22 protein-coding genes are annotated in these 15530 nt (G+C 53.1%); 1 reads left to right on the top strand and 21 read right to left on the bottom strand.

The window, feature by feature from the left end:
• Position 1: 1 nt before the first annotated feature.
• The 5 genes from ACKPCU_RS06600 to ACKPCU_RS06580 form a co-directional block, all read right to left on the bottom strand.
• Positions 2-856 carry a DNA ligase gene (locus ACKPCU_RS06600; protein WP_321350824.1) on the bottom strand — a complete coding sequence of 285 codons (855 nt, stop codon included), beginning with the start codon at positions 854-856 and terminating at the stop codon, positions 2-4.
• An 88-nt stretch (positions 857-944) separates the two neighbouring features.
• Positions 945-1427, bottom strand: a complete 483-nt coding sequence (locus ACKPCU_RS06595) for a GNAT family N-acetyltransferase (protein WP_104736856.1) — start codon at positions 1425-1427, stop codon at positions 945-947.
• 37 nt (positions 1428-1464) lie between these two features.
• On the bottom strand, positions 1465-1701 hold the full coding sequence (locus ACKPCU_RS06590; protein ID WP_104736855.1) for a hypothetical protein: 237 nt from the start codon (positions 1699-1701) through the stop codon (positions 1465-1467).
• On the bottom strand, positions 1688-2140 hold the full coding sequence (locus ACKPCU_RS06585; RefSeq protein ID WP_321350821.1) for a hypothetical protein: 453 nt from the start codon (positions 2138-2140) through the stop codon (positions 1688-1690). The genes ACKPCU_RS06590 and ACKPCU_RS06585 overlap by 14 nt, the downstream gene beginning before the upstream one ends.
• On the bottom strand, positions 2133-2783 hold the full coding sequence (locus ACKPCU_RS06580; protein ID WP_321351764.1) for a DUF998 domain-containing protein: 651 nt from the start codon (positions 2781-2783) through the stop codon (positions 2133-2135). The genes ACKPCU_RS06585 and ACKPCU_RS06580 overlap by 8 nt, the downstream gene beginning before the upstream one ends.
• A gap of 169 nt (positions 2784-2952) precedes the next feature.
• Here ACKPCU_RS06580 and ACKPCU_RS06575 point away from each other — a divergent pair, with 169 nt between their 5' ends.
• Entirely contained in the window at positions 2953-3390 is a 438-nt protein-coding gene (locus tag ACKPCU_RS06575; RefSeq protein ID WP_321350820.1) for a DUF3010 family protein, read from the top strand.
• A gap of 24 nt (positions 3391-3414) precedes the next feature.
• On the opposite strand, the gene ACKPCU_RS06570 is transcribed toward ACKPCU_RS06575, so the two are convergent.
• From ACKPCU_RS06570 to ACKPCU_RS06495, 16 genes are all read right to left on the bottom strand, one after another.
• The gene (locus ACKPCU_RS06570) at positions 3415-3630 is read right to left on the bottom strand and encodes a TIGR02450 family Trp-rich protein (RefSeq protein WP_321350818.1); all 216 of its coding nucleotides are present in this window, start codon (positions 3628-3630) and stop codon (positions 3415-3417) included.
• A 60-nt stretch (positions 3631-3690) separates the two neighbouring features.
• Positions 3691-4170, bottom strand: coding sequence for a L,D-transpeptidase family protein (locus ACKPCU_RS06565; RefSeq protein WP_321350816.1), 480 nt, complete (start codon positions 4168-4170; stop codon positions 3691-3693).
• Between the two features lie 117 nt (positions 4171-4287).
• Positions 4288-4683 carry a hypothetical protein gene (locus ACKPCU_RS06560; RefSeq protein ID WP_321350814.1) on the bottom strand — a complete coding sequence of 132 codons (396 nt, stop codon included), beginning with the start codon at positions 4681-4683 and terminating at the stop codon, positions 4288-4290.
• Positions 4684-4819: 136 nt separating this feature from the next.
• Positions 4820-5110: a hypothetical protein gene (locus ACKPCU_RS06555; protein WP_321350812.1), complete on the bottom strand. Its 291-nt coding sequence runs from the start codon at positions 5108-5110 to the stop codon at positions 4820-4822.
• A gap of 11 nt (positions 5111-5121) precedes the next feature.
• Entirely contained in the window at positions 5122-5514 is a 393-nt protein-coding gene (locus tag ACKPCU_RS06550) for a hypothetical protein (RefSeq protein ID WP_321350810.1), read from the bottom strand.
• A gap of 1 nt (position 5515) precedes the next feature.
• Positions 5516-5746, bottom strand: a complete 231-nt coding sequence (locus tag ACKPCU_RS06545) for a hypothetical protein (RefSeq protein WP_321350809.1) — start codon at positions 5744-5746, stop codon at positions 5516-5518.
• 800 nt (positions 5747-6546) lie between these two features.
• On the bottom strand, positions 6547-7098 hold the full coding sequence (locus ACKPCU_RS06540) for a hypothetical protein (RefSeq protein ID WP_321350807.1): 552 nt from the start codon (positions 7096-7098) through the stop codon (positions 6547-6549).
• Between the two features lie 420 nt (positions 7099-7518).
• Positions 7519-7803, bottom strand: a complete 285-nt coding sequence (locus ACKPCU_RS06535) for a YrhK family protein (RefSeq protein WP_104736848.1) — start codon at positions 7801-7803, stop codon at positions 7519-7521.
• A gap of 131 nt (positions 7804-7934) precedes the next feature.
• On the bottom strand, positions 7935-8468 hold the full coding sequence (locus ACKPCU_RS06530) for an AAA family ATPase (RefSeq protein ID WP_104736847.1): 534 nt from the start codon (positions 8466-8468) through the stop codon (positions 7935-7937).
• Positions 8469-8556: 88 nt separating this feature from the next.
• A complete protein-coding gene (locus tag ACKPCU_RS06525) occupies positions 8557-8985 on the bottom strand; it encodes a GTP pyrophosphokinase (protein ID WP_321350802.1) in 429 nt (142 codons plus the stop codon).
• Between the two features lie 460 nt (positions 8986-9445).
• Entirely contained in the window at positions 9446-10210 is a 765-nt protein-coding gene (locus ACKPCU_RS06520; RefSeq protein ID WP_321350800.1) for an SAM-dependent methyltransferase, read from the bottom strand.
• Positions 10211-10646: 436 nt separating this feature from the next.
• On the bottom strand, positions 10647-11027 hold the full coding sequence (locus ACKPCU_RS06515; protein ID WP_321350798.1) for an NUDIX hydrolase: 381 nt from the start codon (positions 11025-11027) through the stop codon (positions 10647-10649).
• Positions 11028-11273: 246 nt separating this feature from the next.
• Positions 11274-12596 (bottom strand): methyl-accepting chemotaxis protein, encoded by a 1323-nt coding sequence (locus ACKPCU_RS06510; RefSeq protein ID WP_321350796.1) that lies wholly within the window; start codon positions 12594-12596, stop codon positions 11274-11276.
• Positions 12597-13475: 879 nt separating this feature from the next.
• Complete coding sequence (locus tag ACKPCU_RS06505) at positions 13476-13808, bottom strand: DUF2834 domain-containing protein (RefSeq protein WP_321350794.1); 333 nt, start codon at positions 13806-13808, stop codon at positions 13476-13478.
• A gap of 243 nt (positions 13809-14051) precedes the next feature.
• Positions 14052-14483 carry a methylated-DNA--[protein]-cysteine S-methyltransferase gene (locus ACKPCU_RS06500; RefSeq protein ID WP_321350792.1) on the bottom strand — a complete coding sequence of 144 codons (432 nt, stop codon included), beginning with the start codon at positions 14481-14483 and terminating at the stop codon, positions 14052-14054.
• A 283-nt stretch (positions 14484-14766) separates the two neighbouring features.
• Complete coding sequence (locus ACKPCU_RS06495) at positions 14767-15420, bottom strand: LbetaH domain-containing protein (protein ID WP_321350790.1); 654 nt, start codon at positions 15418-15420, stop codon at positions 14767-14769.
• Positions 15421-15530: the final 110 nt, after the last annotated feature.

Here is a 15530-nt window from a genome sequence, read left to right as displayed (position 1 = left end):
CTTATCTCCCGTCACTGTCCCCCAGAACAGGGCGCTGGCGCAGATAGCGGGCAAACCGTGGCAACCCAGTTGCGGTCATGCCGTTATACCGGTAGGTCACCCAACTACCCAGCGCTGGCGGGTCCGCTCTGTCCGCATCACTCAGGCCCGAGCCCAGGCGAAACCGCTTACCTTCGCCATTTTCAACAATCAACGCGCCCACTTGCCCAAGGTACTTGCCCTGCCCGGCGGTATAGCCCACAACCCGCGCTTCCGCATCATCGTACGGCTTGTACTTAAGCAAGGCGTCATGGCGGCCCGGCAAATAGCGCGCGTCGGCACGGTGCAGCATCAAGCCCTCACCACCCGCCGCCACAACCGCCTCCAGGCGCCGGTCCAGCTCGTCAACGTCAGCCACCCGAGCCTGAGCCACCGGTTGCAATGTTGGCAATCCCAACCGCGCCAGCTCGGCCATATCGGTTACACGCTCGGAAAACACGCCGCCGTGCTCAGGCAGGTCGAACACCATAAAACGCACTGACTGCCACTGGCCGATATCGGATTGCGTGCGGCGAGCCAGCGCACTGACTTCATCAAAGCGGCCCCGTCCCAGCCACAGTTCACCATCCATGACCGTCTGCGGCCAGCCACGGGTGAACGCGCCTGGCGCGTTGATGCGATAGCCGCCACGGCTGTAAAGATGCTGCCCATCCCAGCGTGCACGTACACCATCGAGCTTTTCACTCACCCAGTAGTCGGCAACATTGACCTCGCCGCGGTATACCTCGGCCAGCATCAAGGAGCTGTTTGCAGACGCGGACAACGCCGCACAGAAAAGAACAACCAGCGCCAGCAAGCGGCGGCCGAGCAATGCCATGAGAACCTCCCTGTTCCCGATCTACGAAATCCCGATGGTTTGCGAGCGCTTCATGTCCCGGTGAGCACTCGTCAACGGTGGCCGCGCGCTAGGGCTTGCTGAACGCCTCAAGGGCAGGTCCGGCCAATTGGTAGCCTACCCACTCCGTCTTGGCTCTGGCACCAATAGATTCGTAGAATTTGATCGCTGGCTCATTCCAGTCCAGCACACTCCACTCAAAGCGCCCGCACCCGGCGGCAACGGCGATACCGGCAAGGTGTTTGAGTAACGCCTTGCCCGCCCCCGAACCACGGCGTTCCGGCGTCACATAGAGGTCTTCCAGATAGAGCCCGCGGCGGCCCTGCCAGGTAGAGTAGTTGAAGAAGTACACCGCAAAGCCAATCGGTTCGCCATCGGCCTCGCAGACCAACGCCCGCACAGTTGAACCATCACCAAAAATCGATGCCTCGATATCAGCCTGCGTTGCCGTTACCTCGTGCTCCGCCTTCTCGTAACGAGCCAATTCGCGCACAAAACGCAGAATCAGCGCGCTGTCTTCGGCCTGGGCGTCTCGGATTTGTACAGTGCTCATGCTCTCCCCCTTGCTGTGTCATGCGTTTCCTGCCGGCTCACAGCCCCTGACGCGCCCGCAGAACCGCCGCCTCAACAGCAGCTATAGCCTGAGGACTGTTCTTCCAGCAGCTGCTGCGCAGCAGGCCTGCAACCCGTTCAGCCACCTCCCGAGCAGAATGCGCAGCCAGCAGTTCAAAGGAATCCAGCCCAATTTCCTCAAACCGCTGTACCACTGTCGGGCCCACACCCTTGAGCGCCAATAGTGCAGCGCGCTCGGCCTCACTGAATGCCATTGCTTCTCTCCTGAGCGACCTTTGCGACTTCGATGTACCAGCGCGGCTGCATGGCATCGAAGTCCGTTCGCACATTCGACGGCAGGTAGCTCGCCGAGTCCAGTACCCGCATCTGACCAGCCGTTCGCTGAAACACCACCCAATGCCAAAAGGGACGATCACCTTCCCAATGATGCTTGATCGCCAACAGCGCCAGATCCGGCAACGCCTGCCAGGAGACGAAAGGCTCCTCCGTTGCCGACACCGACAAATCGCCCGTCGCCAGCAAACGCCGCATGTACCGGGTGTCCGACCACAGGGATTCATCCTCAGCAAAAATGCCCAGCGCGTTGGCGATTGCCTTCATCTGCGCATAACTGTAACCAAGTAACACCGCCGCAGAGGCGATGCCACAACCCGTAGTCTGTTCCTGAATGACAGGTTGAAGCGGCTCAGTCATACGCCACGCTCCGAGAGCCAGCCGAATCCACCGGGAGGCGCCGTATCAGCATCCAAGCCAGGGCGCCCAGCCAGATAACCGACACGCCGTAATTGATCCGCTGATACAAGCCAAACGCTTCACCTGACTCCACCGCCGCCGCCATCATCGGCATAACCGCCAACGACAGGACAAGACAGCTCAGCGAGAACCAGCTGAAACCGGTGGAGCCCAGCTGTTTACGCGCAAGGTACACCCAAAGCAGGTTAGCCAGTGTCAGCGAGGCGAACATCACCAAACCGGACAGGTTATGCAACACCTGATCAGCTGAGGGCTCAACAGGATTGCAGCCCGGATCGCAAGAGAACACCCCGGCACTAACGCTCGCCAGGCCATGAAGCACAATCAGCAACCCTGATAGCTGCGCCAACCGCGCACCGGGCAGCGCCATGAAAACTGCTCCACCAAAGAGCATGAACAACACGCCCAAGGGGAAGTTATTGATGATGGGGGACAACCGATGGGTCGGTGCATCCACCGCACCCAGTGCGCTCATCGCCTGATCAACGTGGCTATAACCGGGATACAGCGCACCTGCGATCAACACGCCACAAAGCAACCAGACCGGGATCAGAATCCCCGAAAACAGCGCCAGTTTCTTCATCACATCACTTCCTGTGCAGATATGGGCGCCGACACTATACCAAGCAGAATCCGAACAAACAGCTCTGGAATGAGCCTCCTGACTACAACGTATGCCACGGGCCAGAGCACCGGGCTCCAAGCGTACCGCCTGCGCTATACTGCGCCGAAATCACAGAATTGGGCTTTTTATGAAAGTATGCGGTGTTGATCTCAACAGTAACGATGCGAATCTCTGCTTGCTGTCGCTGGAGGACGAGCTGTTCCAACTGCCGGATTTTCGCTCGCGCCGCCTCACCTTGCCGAGCGCGCACAGCGCCAGTGACCTGCGCTATTTCCAGCAGACCTTTGCCAAGCTGATGGAAGACTACAAGGTCGACACCGTGGTCATTCGCCAGCGGCCGATGAAGGGCAAATTTGCCGGTGGCGCTGTAGGCTTCAAGCTGGAAGCCGCGATTGAACTCATTGCCGACCTGGATGTGGTGATCATGTCACCCACAGACATCAAGGAATCGATCAAGCGCAACCCGATTGCGGTCCCCTTTGCCGAGACCGGTCTGAAGGCCTATCAGGAAACCGCCTTCAACACCGCCTACGCCTATCTGATGCAGACAAAATACGCAGACTGATCTCTGCCACGTTGGCGTCAGGGGTTACTTCCAGCCCTGGCGCCAACGCTCAACCGCCTTCAGCTCACGCCAATCAATCGCATACTGATTTTTGGTCAGCACCGCCTCCAACAGGCAGGACAGCAGTGCGCCCTCCTCGTCGCGTTCGACCTCAACCACCATAAAGTGCTTTTCCCGCTTGACCGGCGTGACAGCCGTCCACTTGCTATGCAGCAGCTTTGTCGGGTTAATTTGGTTCATGCTCTCTCCACTTTCCGCCTGGGCGTTGCCAGCGATAACACCTGACATCGAATCACAGCTTTACCAGCGTATGTCGATCGGCGTGCCCGGCGCCACCAGTGACATGAACTCATCCATCTCGGCATTGGTGATCGCGATACACCCATTGGTCCAGTCAAAGTACTGCAACACCGGAGCGAACCAGCCAAAACCATTTCGCTGTCCATGAACCATGATCAAGCCACCAGGACTGACACCTCGCGCCTTCGCCTGTCGAGTGTCAGCCTCGTTCGGATAGCTGATATGCATGGAACGGTGGTAGCCGGACGCTTCGTTCTTATAGTCCAGCACATACCGCCCCTCAGGCGTCTTCTGGTCTCCCTCTTGCGTCTTGTGTCCCTGCGGCGAGCCGCCTAGCGAAATCGAGTAGACCGCCACCACCTGCTGGCCGTCCAGCAGCCGCATCTGGCGATCCGATTTGTCGACCACGACCTCATCCACCGCCGCCCAGCAGAGCCCGGGCAGCGCCCAGAGCAACCAGGCACAACAACGCGAATTCACTCATTCACTCCTTAAACTAACTGGAACCGGAATAGCTTCTGGCGTTCAGACGCCGGAGGCGCCGACGAATTCACAGCCAGATTAGATAACGGGCTCGTTAGGGAAACCAGCCAGGGATTATTTTTTGTGTTTCTCGTACAAGGACTCAATAGAACCTTCAAAGAGTTCTTTAATGTAACGCTTGGCTTCTGAGATGCTCACCAAGTCGAAATCAACTGATATTGATTTTCGCCCCAAGAAACTCATAACCCCCTTTTTACAAACGACATCGAGAAGCAGCACACCCCTATCAACGTCAGACGGTATAAGTTGGTAACTGGCGTATTTATCATCCAGATCACCCAGAACAAACAGAAAGCCTCCGCCCTCCCCCAACTTCTCGAAAAACGCTAACTCCTCTGCCCAAGGATAGTTATCAATCACCTCGTAGGCTTCACGATAAAACGCCAGCTCTCGCTCGTGGTTAACAAGCTCCGTACCCTTTTCACGGCACTGGTAATAGACTTTAACCATACTCAAAACCCATCCGTTCTTTGCTGGCGCTCACATTGCAAAACAGCGTGTAAGGCAACGAAAATCTGCTCAACAGCCGCACTGCAGCAGCCATCTGAATGGCTTATTGCAGGCAAGCAGCGCGCTCCGCATCGTCTCAGTCCTGAAGATCAGTACAAAGCACCCAGCCAAAACGGCCATCGGCGGTTCTGATGTAGCAGGCCCAGTAGTCCTTGCCGTACAGGTCATAAAGCACATCAACCTCCTGGCCCCGCAGGATGACGCCCGTCGCCTCCGCGGGCACCCGCGAACTAAAGCCACTGTAGGCAGCAGAGAGTTCTGTTTTATGCAGCGACAAATCGTTGCCTGCCACGCCTTTCCAGCCGTAGCCCCAAAACACGTAAGCTAGCGCCAGTCCCGCCGATACGCCGACCAGCAGCAGAATCACCGCAAACCGCCTCACTGGCGCAGAGCCTCGCGGGCATGGTGCAACCCAGTGACACGGACGACGCAGCCCTCCGCCACCTTCCTGCCGCCCTCATGACAGAAGAACTCGACTCCGGGAACAATACGCTCCCGGTGTACCAGAGCCCTCATCTCGTCCGCTACAACCGTCATGCGCGCGCTGAGGTAGGTCGAGGGCGGCAACGGTTCATACTGGGAAAGGCTCTCTCCCGAGGCGGAAACAAAGTCAGGCCAGATCATAAAAAGCTCACGCGCGTCTTCGTCTGTAGCGTAGGAAAAACCCCAACGAATGCCATTGCACACCGGCGTGCTGCGACCACCCTCTGCCTCGGTAAAAATACGAATGCGCGCCTCAAAGTCATCAGCAACCGCATAAAGACGGTCCATGTCAGCGCGCTCTCGCCCTGAGCCAACCGACAACGATCAAGCCAAGCCCCGCCAGCAGCGCGGGCAACCGATACTGCGCCCAGTCAACAGAGCCGTCGCTGCTCGGCACCACTTTCATATATTCCACACCGCCCTCGCCTTGCCCAAGACCCACCGGCAACCAACCCGCTGCGTATGCAGCCAAGGCATAACAGAGCAGCAGGCAACCACTGACCAAAAGCACCTTATTCAACCTGATTCACCTTACACCTGCGCCAAGGAAACTAACGCCGCCGACAGCATGGCCTACTATGTAGGGCATTTACTCGCTGGGCCTCGGCCCACGCACGTTCAAACTCATGATGACCTATCTCATCACCCGTAACATCGGCAAACCGCATTGACGTGTCCAGCCAGAAGCCGTAGTTGCGCTCATTCGGGCCGCAAACAACAGGGCAGCCTGCCCCATCCAGACCAATCTCTCTACCGGGCAAACCATCGTCGTCAAACTCCACTAGCCACACTGTCACTCCATGCAGTCGGTGATCATAGTCAGGGGTTGCCCGAGGGATAAAAAACAGGAGTGCTCTGAGCGCCGTATCAAGAGCACCACGTTTGCTGAAGCCTGTAGCCATCGTTGTGCGTAGATACCTCATGCCATCAACCTCGCAGACCGCTGACCCGGCGAGCCGAAAACCGGCTTAATAACAGGCACTCAGAGCTCTACCCACGGGCGTACACCAACCGCACTTAAGACACCCACTCGCGTGCCAAGACCGCAACGGGCAATGACAACTTGGACAAGGCGGTGCAACTCTAGTGCAGTTATGGCCCATCCTGTGGTCCACGTACTCTTGCGCCGCTGCAAGCCCAAGCCTTTCAAGTTCGGATATCTTTTGCGCATAGGCCTCAGGTGCGACCTTGCTCAAGGCCATAACGGTCTGGATAGACACCTCAATGCCGCGACGGATTCTCACCCCGCAGCGTATGCAGTCTTCAAAGTCATCGGTCGGTTGCATGGCCTTCTCCGTTTTGACTCAGCAGCGCCTCGTATCAATAGCGAATGTCGTGTGCGGTTCCATCCTTCTCCACAACCCGCAGGACGCCCGGCGCCGCCAACATCAGCTGCGCCTCATCCGACGTTCTGTATTCAGACCAGATCGACCGCACTACCTTTATACCAAAAGGACCATCACGCTCTGCCCTGACAACCAGGCCCCAGCTGCAGGTGGCCCCACAATTACTGAGATAGAGTCGGTAATCCACGTTCGCCACCCCAACCGAGTCCAGCAGCATAAAGGCCCCGTCCTCTCCCTGCTCTTGGACGCTGACCGCTTCGTAATAGGCAAAAAGCGAGAAAACCGAACAAGGAATGGCGCACAGAAACCAGACAACGCAAAAACTGATCCAACGCTTCACCGGCAGCAATGCGGCTACTAGCGCGGCGAGCGCAAAGGGCAGTGCTACCGCCAGCACGAACACCGCCCAGTAGTTCATCGATGGGTTAGAAAAACGTAGCTTTATCGGCAACCCGAGGTTAAACCCGACAGCCAATAACACTGCTACGGACAAGGCCAGCCCCACGACAGTGAGATATTTTTTCATGAAGCCCAATCCCTGGAGAAGAATCCACCGCAGCCCCTGTCAGGAAGCCATATGTGTGAGCTTTCGAGAGCAACAGGAGCCGTCATATTGCATTAAGATACGCCCCAACCGGTACCGCGCCAAAGCAGAATTCCATAAAAAAAGAACAGCAGACTCCCCCGGCGGAGTCAGAGTCCATTGCTGTTTCCCAACCCGGTAAACACTGCTCGTGAGCCCCAAGACAAGACAGCCTCCCAGCCAACCACAGAGGCAAATCTCTGGAAAGCATGCCATGCCCATCGAGCACTACCCGCGGCCGCATCAAGGCCCCACAACAAGAACGAGCCCCCTGAGTCGGACGTTCGCAAGAAGCATGGCATGGTAGTCACACCCGGCCGAAAGGGACGGCGCCTAACGCGTCCAATGAAAGGTAACGCAGAGTCAGATGGACACTTGTTTTGCGCCTGCATGACACTTTTTAAAAACCCGCCCGACATGAATCAGACTGGTCAATTTGATTATCGGTTTAATAATCAACTGCGCACTGCCTACGATGAACAGCCAGGTACCACTATCAACGAGGGTTGCATTAAGAAAGAAAAAACTTCCGATCAGAAACCAGATCGCTATCAATAAATCATTGAACGCCCCTAAAGCCTCATAGCGACGTTGAATAACTATATGTTGGTTGCCAATATCTACATCCAGCTCGGCAGGTTGACTCACAATCTCTCCTTGGGTTGAACAGGTCTAAGAGACAACTACCAAACCAACAAGCCGGATGTCAACATAACGCCAGTCTCGGTGAAGCTTTGAGAGCACGAAATACACAAGATATTGTACTAATGCGATGAATTTCAGGAAGTATTTATACAGGACAGAATAAAGGAAACTCGCCCGTCAACATGGTCGTGCGGAACCTCAACTATTTCATACCCCCATCTCGAGTACCACGCCTTCATCCCCTCATAAACGCTTACGGATTCTTCAAAGCTCTGATCACGCTCTGAGTCAGAAACGTAAATATCCCTCCACGGGGGAAGAATGAAAGCAACCCGATTATAGGGAAACGCTTGGACATATTGCTCAATCTCTGCGGATGTCAACGCATCAGCAGCGTCAAGCATATACAGCGCATCAAGCACCCCGCGATCAAAGAATATCGGGGCCTCTCGATCAGCTGTACTCTGGTATTTTTCAATATCCGACCGCAGGATATCCTGGGCGAAGGAGGCGGGCTCTGGACGAGGTGATAACCCCGCAGCGACCCGGTCTCTGATAATGCGACGTGCCGTTTCTGCGACAACCTGATATCCACGCTCCTGAAGCGCCTCAAGAATCGTTGTCTTACCGCCACCAGGGCCGCCCGTAACCACGAATCTGCAGTTCATTTAATCTCTCATAAAAATCAATTTCAGCTATCTGACTGAACAATGTTCAGCCATTCAGCTCAGCCTCAATCCGAGCAGGAAATCACTTTTAAGTTGATAGCTTTTTCAGCTTCTTCCACGCCTTATGATACTTGGCAACCCTTTCGAGGTCTTTATCGCCAACAGAGTCCAGTCGCAGCACATTGATATTGTCTTCTATATCGGCCAGCTTAACCTTTACTGCCAACGCGTTCCCGGCAACTCTATCAATAAATTGATCATAGGTTTCACCGTCCCGTTTTGAGAGCGCCAGCACTGCATCTACTACGTCTGGCGGGATACCCTCTGCCAGTAAATCGTTGCCTGAGCAATTTGAATCCTCGACAACATCGTGCAATAGCGCCACAGCCATTTCATAGTCAGAATCCATCTGTAACATGATTCTAATCGGATGAAGAATATAGGCCTTTCCGGCCTTATCTCGCTGACCGGCATATGCCTTTAATGCGATCTTCAGAGATTTTTCGACGACGTCCATTTTTACCCCTGTAGAATAACGCTGCCAAGGCATTGCTAGCCGGACTGGCAGTGAAGACTCAACCCCTAATACTGATACGTCAATCAATAAAACGTTTACTAACTAACGTTGCTTTAAGTCGAAAATGTTTTATATCGCCAATGCCCGCCCCTTTGTGGATTGGGCCGCTGCGCAAATACCTTATTCAGCAACAGGCAAAACACAGGAGGCTTTCTTCGCTCAAGGCTAAAAATGTATGAGCCACCTCAGATCAACACCGATGATTGGTTGCAGCGAAACAAGAGGCGCGGTGCGCTTTGTCATCATGGGCAACGACGAAGCGCAGCGGGAGAGCCAAACGGGTGGTGACGCATCCAGCCGCCGCTCACCTGGCCACGCGCAGCGGCTCTTTGCTAGCTTACGCTGCGCAAGACAACCAAAGAACACTGACTTTAAGACTCCGATCACCCTCTATACGTTATCAGGCTTTTTTGAGGTTAAGTCGCGGCATTAGCGCAAACACGCCCCACCCCAAGTACTCTCGCGTATAGGTTGCGTGGCGCACAGGCTCTGTGCTCAGATTGGAGCGGACTTCTTCAGCCAGCTCATCGTCGGGATTCTCCTCTAGCCATCGGCGCATTGTGAGCCACTTGGCCGCTTCATATCTGTCCCAGCCATCTTTATTGGCAAGAACCATCTCAACAACGTCGTACCCAAGCGCCCCAAAAGACGCAATAAGCTCTGGCAGGCTAAGAAAGTCGGAGATTGAACGAGCAAGACACTGTTTGGCTACGTCTTCCGTTGGCGGAAGCTCTCGCCAGTAAGGCTCGCCAATCAGCATGATCCCACGAGAGTTCAGGCTTTGCGCTAACAGCTCGATGGTTCCAGCGACACCACCACCAATCCATGTAGCCCCGACACAAGCTGCCACATCAACTGGCTCGTCAGAGACGTACCCTGCTGCGTCGTTGTGAATGAACTTGACTTGATGGGCAACACCAAGCTCTCCAGCCCGCTGTTCAGCTTGCGCAGTGAATAAAGGACTCATGTCGACGCCAGTACCGACAATGCCGTGGTCTCGGGCCCAAGTACACAGCATCTCGCCTGAGCCACTGCCGAGATCAAGGATTCTGGCTCCGGGTTCCAAGCGCAACGCAGCGCCGAGGGTGGCGAACTTCTCAGGCGTGAACGGGTTATGAATCCGGTGCGCACTCTCCGTGATAGTGAAAATCCGCGGGATATCCAATATGCAAATTCCTTAAAGGTTACGAGCGGCCTTGGCAAACAGCCTGACGCCGAGCTAACCGGCGTCTGAGGCAATATTCATTGGGTAGATAGGCCAGGGTTGTCTACCGGAGCGTGGGGAGTCCATTCGAACTGCAGGACGGTATAGACGACGTGCCGAGCACGCTTTACCCACTGCCTTTGCTTTCTGGTACTGAGTATATGCGTCCACGCCGTTCTTAATTCCAGTTCCTGCATCCAGAACTGGCGTAATTGTCTAGCGGAAATGTCTGACGCAAACGGCTGAATGCCAGCATGCGTCTGGCAAATGCAGAGCATAAAAAACATGGAAGCGACGCCAACAGCCAAACAAGCTCACTACACCATGAACACAAACCTAAAATCAACTTAGAGCCCCGCACCTTACGAGCCTCTCTCCAACTATCAGCAACATTAGTTTACCGCAACACCCTAAGAACCACCTGCTGTGCCGCTGGGGCACACTCATCAATCCCAGATTTATCAATCCATTTTACACATTCAATTTCTGAGCTAGGGACGATCTCTCCGTCAAACTCCGCCGTATAGCAATGCATTTCCAAATCAGTTCCCTTTAAACCATAAGCTTCATCTAAAACAGTAAACGCATATGCAATCGTATCAACTACCAAGTCAACATCCAGTTCCTCTTTAACTTCTCGCAAAAGACCTAGCTGACGGGTTTCCCCAACGTCCAATTTTCCACCAGGAAGAAAATACTTATCCTTACCTGCTGTTTTTACGCATAAGACATTACCGTCTTTTTTATAAATCCAAGCCACACTTTCCAGCTTTGCCATCCTTCTAACCCTGTACCTATTTACTTATTCACACAACCCTACGACACGACAACGTGTTACAGCTTTTCCATACAGCGCAACTTCTCAAGCTGCAAACCCGAGCCAAACGCCGTCGTTTAATTTTATGGAACAACGAAGCAATGGCGTAGGCATCGCCAACAACCACCAGTGATGATCAACCAGCCACGCGCTGAAATACGGTATACAGTCAGTACGCACCAAGCCTTCACTTCATGTCATGTCCTGTCACGACACATTCTTAACATCAATAAGAGCAACGTCTTTCTTGGTCGAGTCATCGATCAATCCGTCAATTTTTCTGATATTTTCGAGCTGCCCCTGGAGTTTTAATGAGAGCTCTCTAAGCTCTGTGGCTGAGCAGGACGTTTCTTCCGCAGATGCTGCCGTCGAGTGAACCACCCCATCAATTTCTGAGATTCCCTGATTCACTTGACTCAATCCCGTCGCCTGGCGTTGCGAGGCATTATCTATCTCTCCGATGGTATTGGAAATAGTTGCCACGTGCTTAACAATCTCGCTCAATGCGCTCACACATTTTTGCGATATTGCATTTCCCTTTTTGACGTTCTCTACTGAAGACTGAATATACTGCGCTGTCTCACTAGCCGCTGTAGTGCTGCGCTCAGCAAGTTGTCTTACTTCATCTGCCACCACAGCAAAGCCGCGGCCCATTTCGCCTGCGCGGGCGGCCTCAATTGAAGCATTAAGAGCAAGTAAATTAGTCTGAGATGCTATGTCATCAATCACATTAATAATATCGCCAATCGCTTCGCTCGAGCGATTAATTTCCTGCATTGCTTGCTCAAGCTCCCGTATTTCGTCTGTGGCCACATTTGCAGCTTGCTCAGCCTCAGATGATACTGAACTGGCTCTTGCTGCACGCTTGGCATTTTCATTGGCCTGAGTCAAAATCTCATTGAGCGCATTGCCAATTTGGGTAATAGAATCCGCCTGCTGATTGGACCCTACTGTCAGAGAATGGCTGGCAACGTTAAGTTCGCTTGCACCTGCTGTGAGATTAGCACTGATGGCGTCCACATCGTTGTACACAGCCTTTAGCGCCACTTTTTCAGATATGTCCTGCACATATTCAACATGACCTATCTTTACTCCATCTAACCCATAGATGTAAAAAGTATCCACACGAAAGTCTTTATCCCACTGGTGAAAAAAAGTGGTCGATTTATCTTTTCTTAAACAGTTTACACCGCAGTCCTCAGTGTTACAGATGTTTGCTCCCCAGTTCGAACAATGCATGCCAAGCACATCCTGCCGCTTCACGCCTAGCGGATCGGTAGCTGCTCGATTGACGAACGTCCACTTCATATCAAGATCAGTTACAGAAAGCGGGTTAGGGATAGTGTCGATAATCTGCTCGTAAAAGTTTACCTGTTCTCTCGCTAAACGATCCATCTTTATAAGGCATACTAGCAAGCACGCCATTGCCACAACCAAGACCAACAGACGCGCGTCCTGAGTTGCAAACAGTGAGGCTGCAAAAATAGATATAGCGTTGACACCCAGTGCAAGACGGTAGTACTTTTTCATTTCACACCCTCTTATCTATCGCCTAGTCTCACCAAATTTACAGATCGAATAGCCGCCATAATTTCTACTACAGTCATTAGTGACTAGATAGGCTGCCCATAAACTTAGAACAAACTAACTAGAGCGTTATTACAGGTCCAACCGGTTGCTACATTCCCCCCTAGACCGCCTGTACGTCGAGCAAGCTGTCCGTCCAAGCGGTTCGCGCCCATTATTTTCTGCCTTTTCCACCTAGCAGCGCTCCCGTAGAGGCCTAAGCCGAGCCCAAAAAAGCAAACCAAAATGATCTGTCATCAACCAAGACTATAGACCGTTAAGCGCGGAGCTGCCTTCCACTTTTTTTAAATTTTTTTGCTGGTAAGCGTAGTGATGATCTTCGGCAAAAAACAGCCTGGCGATGGCAGTTGCGCTGAACGATGGGGCGCAGCAGGCGGGATAAGACGGAGCTTACCTGGCAGGGCATTTAGGCGCGCCTTGCGACCAAGAGACGCGGCTCACCCAGAACATCCAAGCAATGATCGCTGGATTAACCGATAAAGTGTAAAGCTTAACAGGTGGCCGAAGGAATAATAGAACAGCACAGCGCCAACATGGTCGCAATAGAGGCACCTTCCGAAAGCAAATTCATTATCTGAGCACCTATAGATGAACCAACTTCTAAGAACCCTATGAACGGCTCAAAAAATATGTGAACGAAATTTAAAAACAACAGTCTGGCCGCATTATAAACAGCAACCTTCTACCTTATCTTCACATCAGCAATGGATTGGCGGCTTCAACTTTCGCTTACACACCCTTATGCATATCACGTCTAACTCAGTAATTACGAGGCAGGCACAGCAAGCGCTCAGTGCTATACATCCAGGTCCAGAGCATACCCTAACCGACTTTTTGCGAATTTGCCTGAGCGGCCTGTCGTTCTTTCAAGTAAAGATATAGAGGAAGTCCGAACGACACGCCAATCGACAACGTGCCCAGCACAGCAAGATATCGAAACCTAACTTGATACCGATGGCCGTCTACAGCGATAAACCCCAACAAAGCAACAGCCGACACCAAAACATCAAGCCAAGCGAACACACTGATGGGATTGGCTAGTGCATCACTAACCAAGAGAACAACATCTAAACCATTAGCAAGCAGCCACGGAGTAAACGCTCCATACGGTAACAAAAAGCCCAAAAAAGCGAGAACCAAATAAAACCTAATCATTTCGCAATCCCTGCACATTATTATAAACAAGGCCTGGCGCCGCGCGCCGTGAAAATCTTGTGGCGGAGCGCCATCGGAGCCACATCTGCTTAATATTGCCAGAAGAATGCCGTAACTGCTGATTCTTGCCGCCTCTTAGGGGTATTGAGGGACGTGAGGAGCTGGCTGCGTTGCATTCATTGATACCATTTTCTTCCTCATAGGCCGAAGGAACGGAAATCCAGCGCCCGCCGTATGGCATTGTTATAGCGCCACTGGTTCATCCCGCATTCGTTCCCATGTTTGCACCATGAGCTTCTTGGCAGGGCCCCAACGGTAACCGCCAAGCGCGCCACTCTGCTGTATTACCCGGTGGCAAGGAATCAATAAAGCAACGGGGTTTGCTCCAATGGCGTTGCCAACAGCTCTTGCTGATTGAGGTGCACCGAGTGCTTTGGCTACCTGAGCATAGCTGGCCACAGCGCCCGGTGGTATTTTCAGCAGTGCCCGCCATACAGCGATCTGAAAATTCGTCCCTTTCACATGAATCGACAGCGGACCGTGTTTGGCACCTGTATCACTGTCAAAAAACGCATCAATCGCATGGCGCGTAGATGGAAGACTCTCCCTGATTGAGCTGAGCGGCCAAGCGTTATGCAAGTTATCTAGCAACTCGTCCATACTGTTGACGTCCATGAACTCTGCCTGGCACACACCTCGCTGGGTTACCGCCACAAACATCGGTCCCAGCCAGGAACTCACCCTCGGTCTGTTTAAGCAACCGTATTGCAGTAACCATCTGCAGCGTGCCACTGGCGACGACCCGGGCGGCGCACCACAAAGGTTACGGGCCGCAATTACAAGGCGCTCCAACCAGGCGCAAGCGCCTCAGCCATACCGTGCCCCCTAGTCCTAGCGGCGTGCACTACACCTTAGTTTAGGCCGCTGCTTTGACAAGAAAGTATCTACTTACCCAAACTTACCCCTTGCGTACGAAGTAGTCTTCGCTTGCTCGCTTTATCACCAAGTCTGGCGAGCTCCCGAAAACGATCGAGCCCCCAGTAATATCCGTATCCTTGACGTAAGAGTTTGCTGAAAATATAACATTATCCCCTACCACGCACTTACCCAACACCTTGGCGCCAGACTTCATAGCAACATTTTTTCCAAATACCGGAAATATACCTTTGTTATTTCCTACCGTGCAGTTTTGCGAAAATGAAAATCGCTCGCCATACACGGCTCGCCCCATAACGCTGCCAACAGGATGATCCAGAAAGAATACGCTGGGCATTTCAACCTCATAGTAAAGGTCAAGTCCGTTCAAGCACTTGTTCAGGTAATAGATGCGGTCTGACAGCGTGTTGCTGCCCTTAGAAGCCAGAAAGACCTGCCTGGAAAGGTAGTAGAGAAATATGGAGTACTGCCCAGAATGAAATGGATTGAAGTACACAACACCGCCCTTGCGGTAATACTTGTTGCTACTACCTTCAAAACAAGTCGCACACTGCCCCAAGGCAGCCTCAACCGACAGCCCCAGCAGAGGAGCCTCATCCTCGCTAAAAACAAACAGATTAGAGAGCTGCCGCTTGATCATTTCAAACAGCTCAACTTTTGATATCTCTATTTCCATATGCCACCTCCTAATACCAGCCGCGCGTTGAGCCCGACACTATGCTGTTATGAAATAGCTGAAATTACAAACAACAACCCCGGCGCGTGGCCGGGGTTGTTGTTTACTGC

The sequence above is a fragment of the Halopseudomonas oceani genome, from assembly GCF_963677335.1.
GTDB lineage: Bacteria > Pseudomonadota > Gammaproteobacteria > Pseudomonadales > Pseudomonadaceae > Halopseudomonas > Halopseudomonas oceani.
Note: the sequence above shows the minus strand (reverse complement) of the source record. Positions and strands in the feature narration are given on the sequence as shown.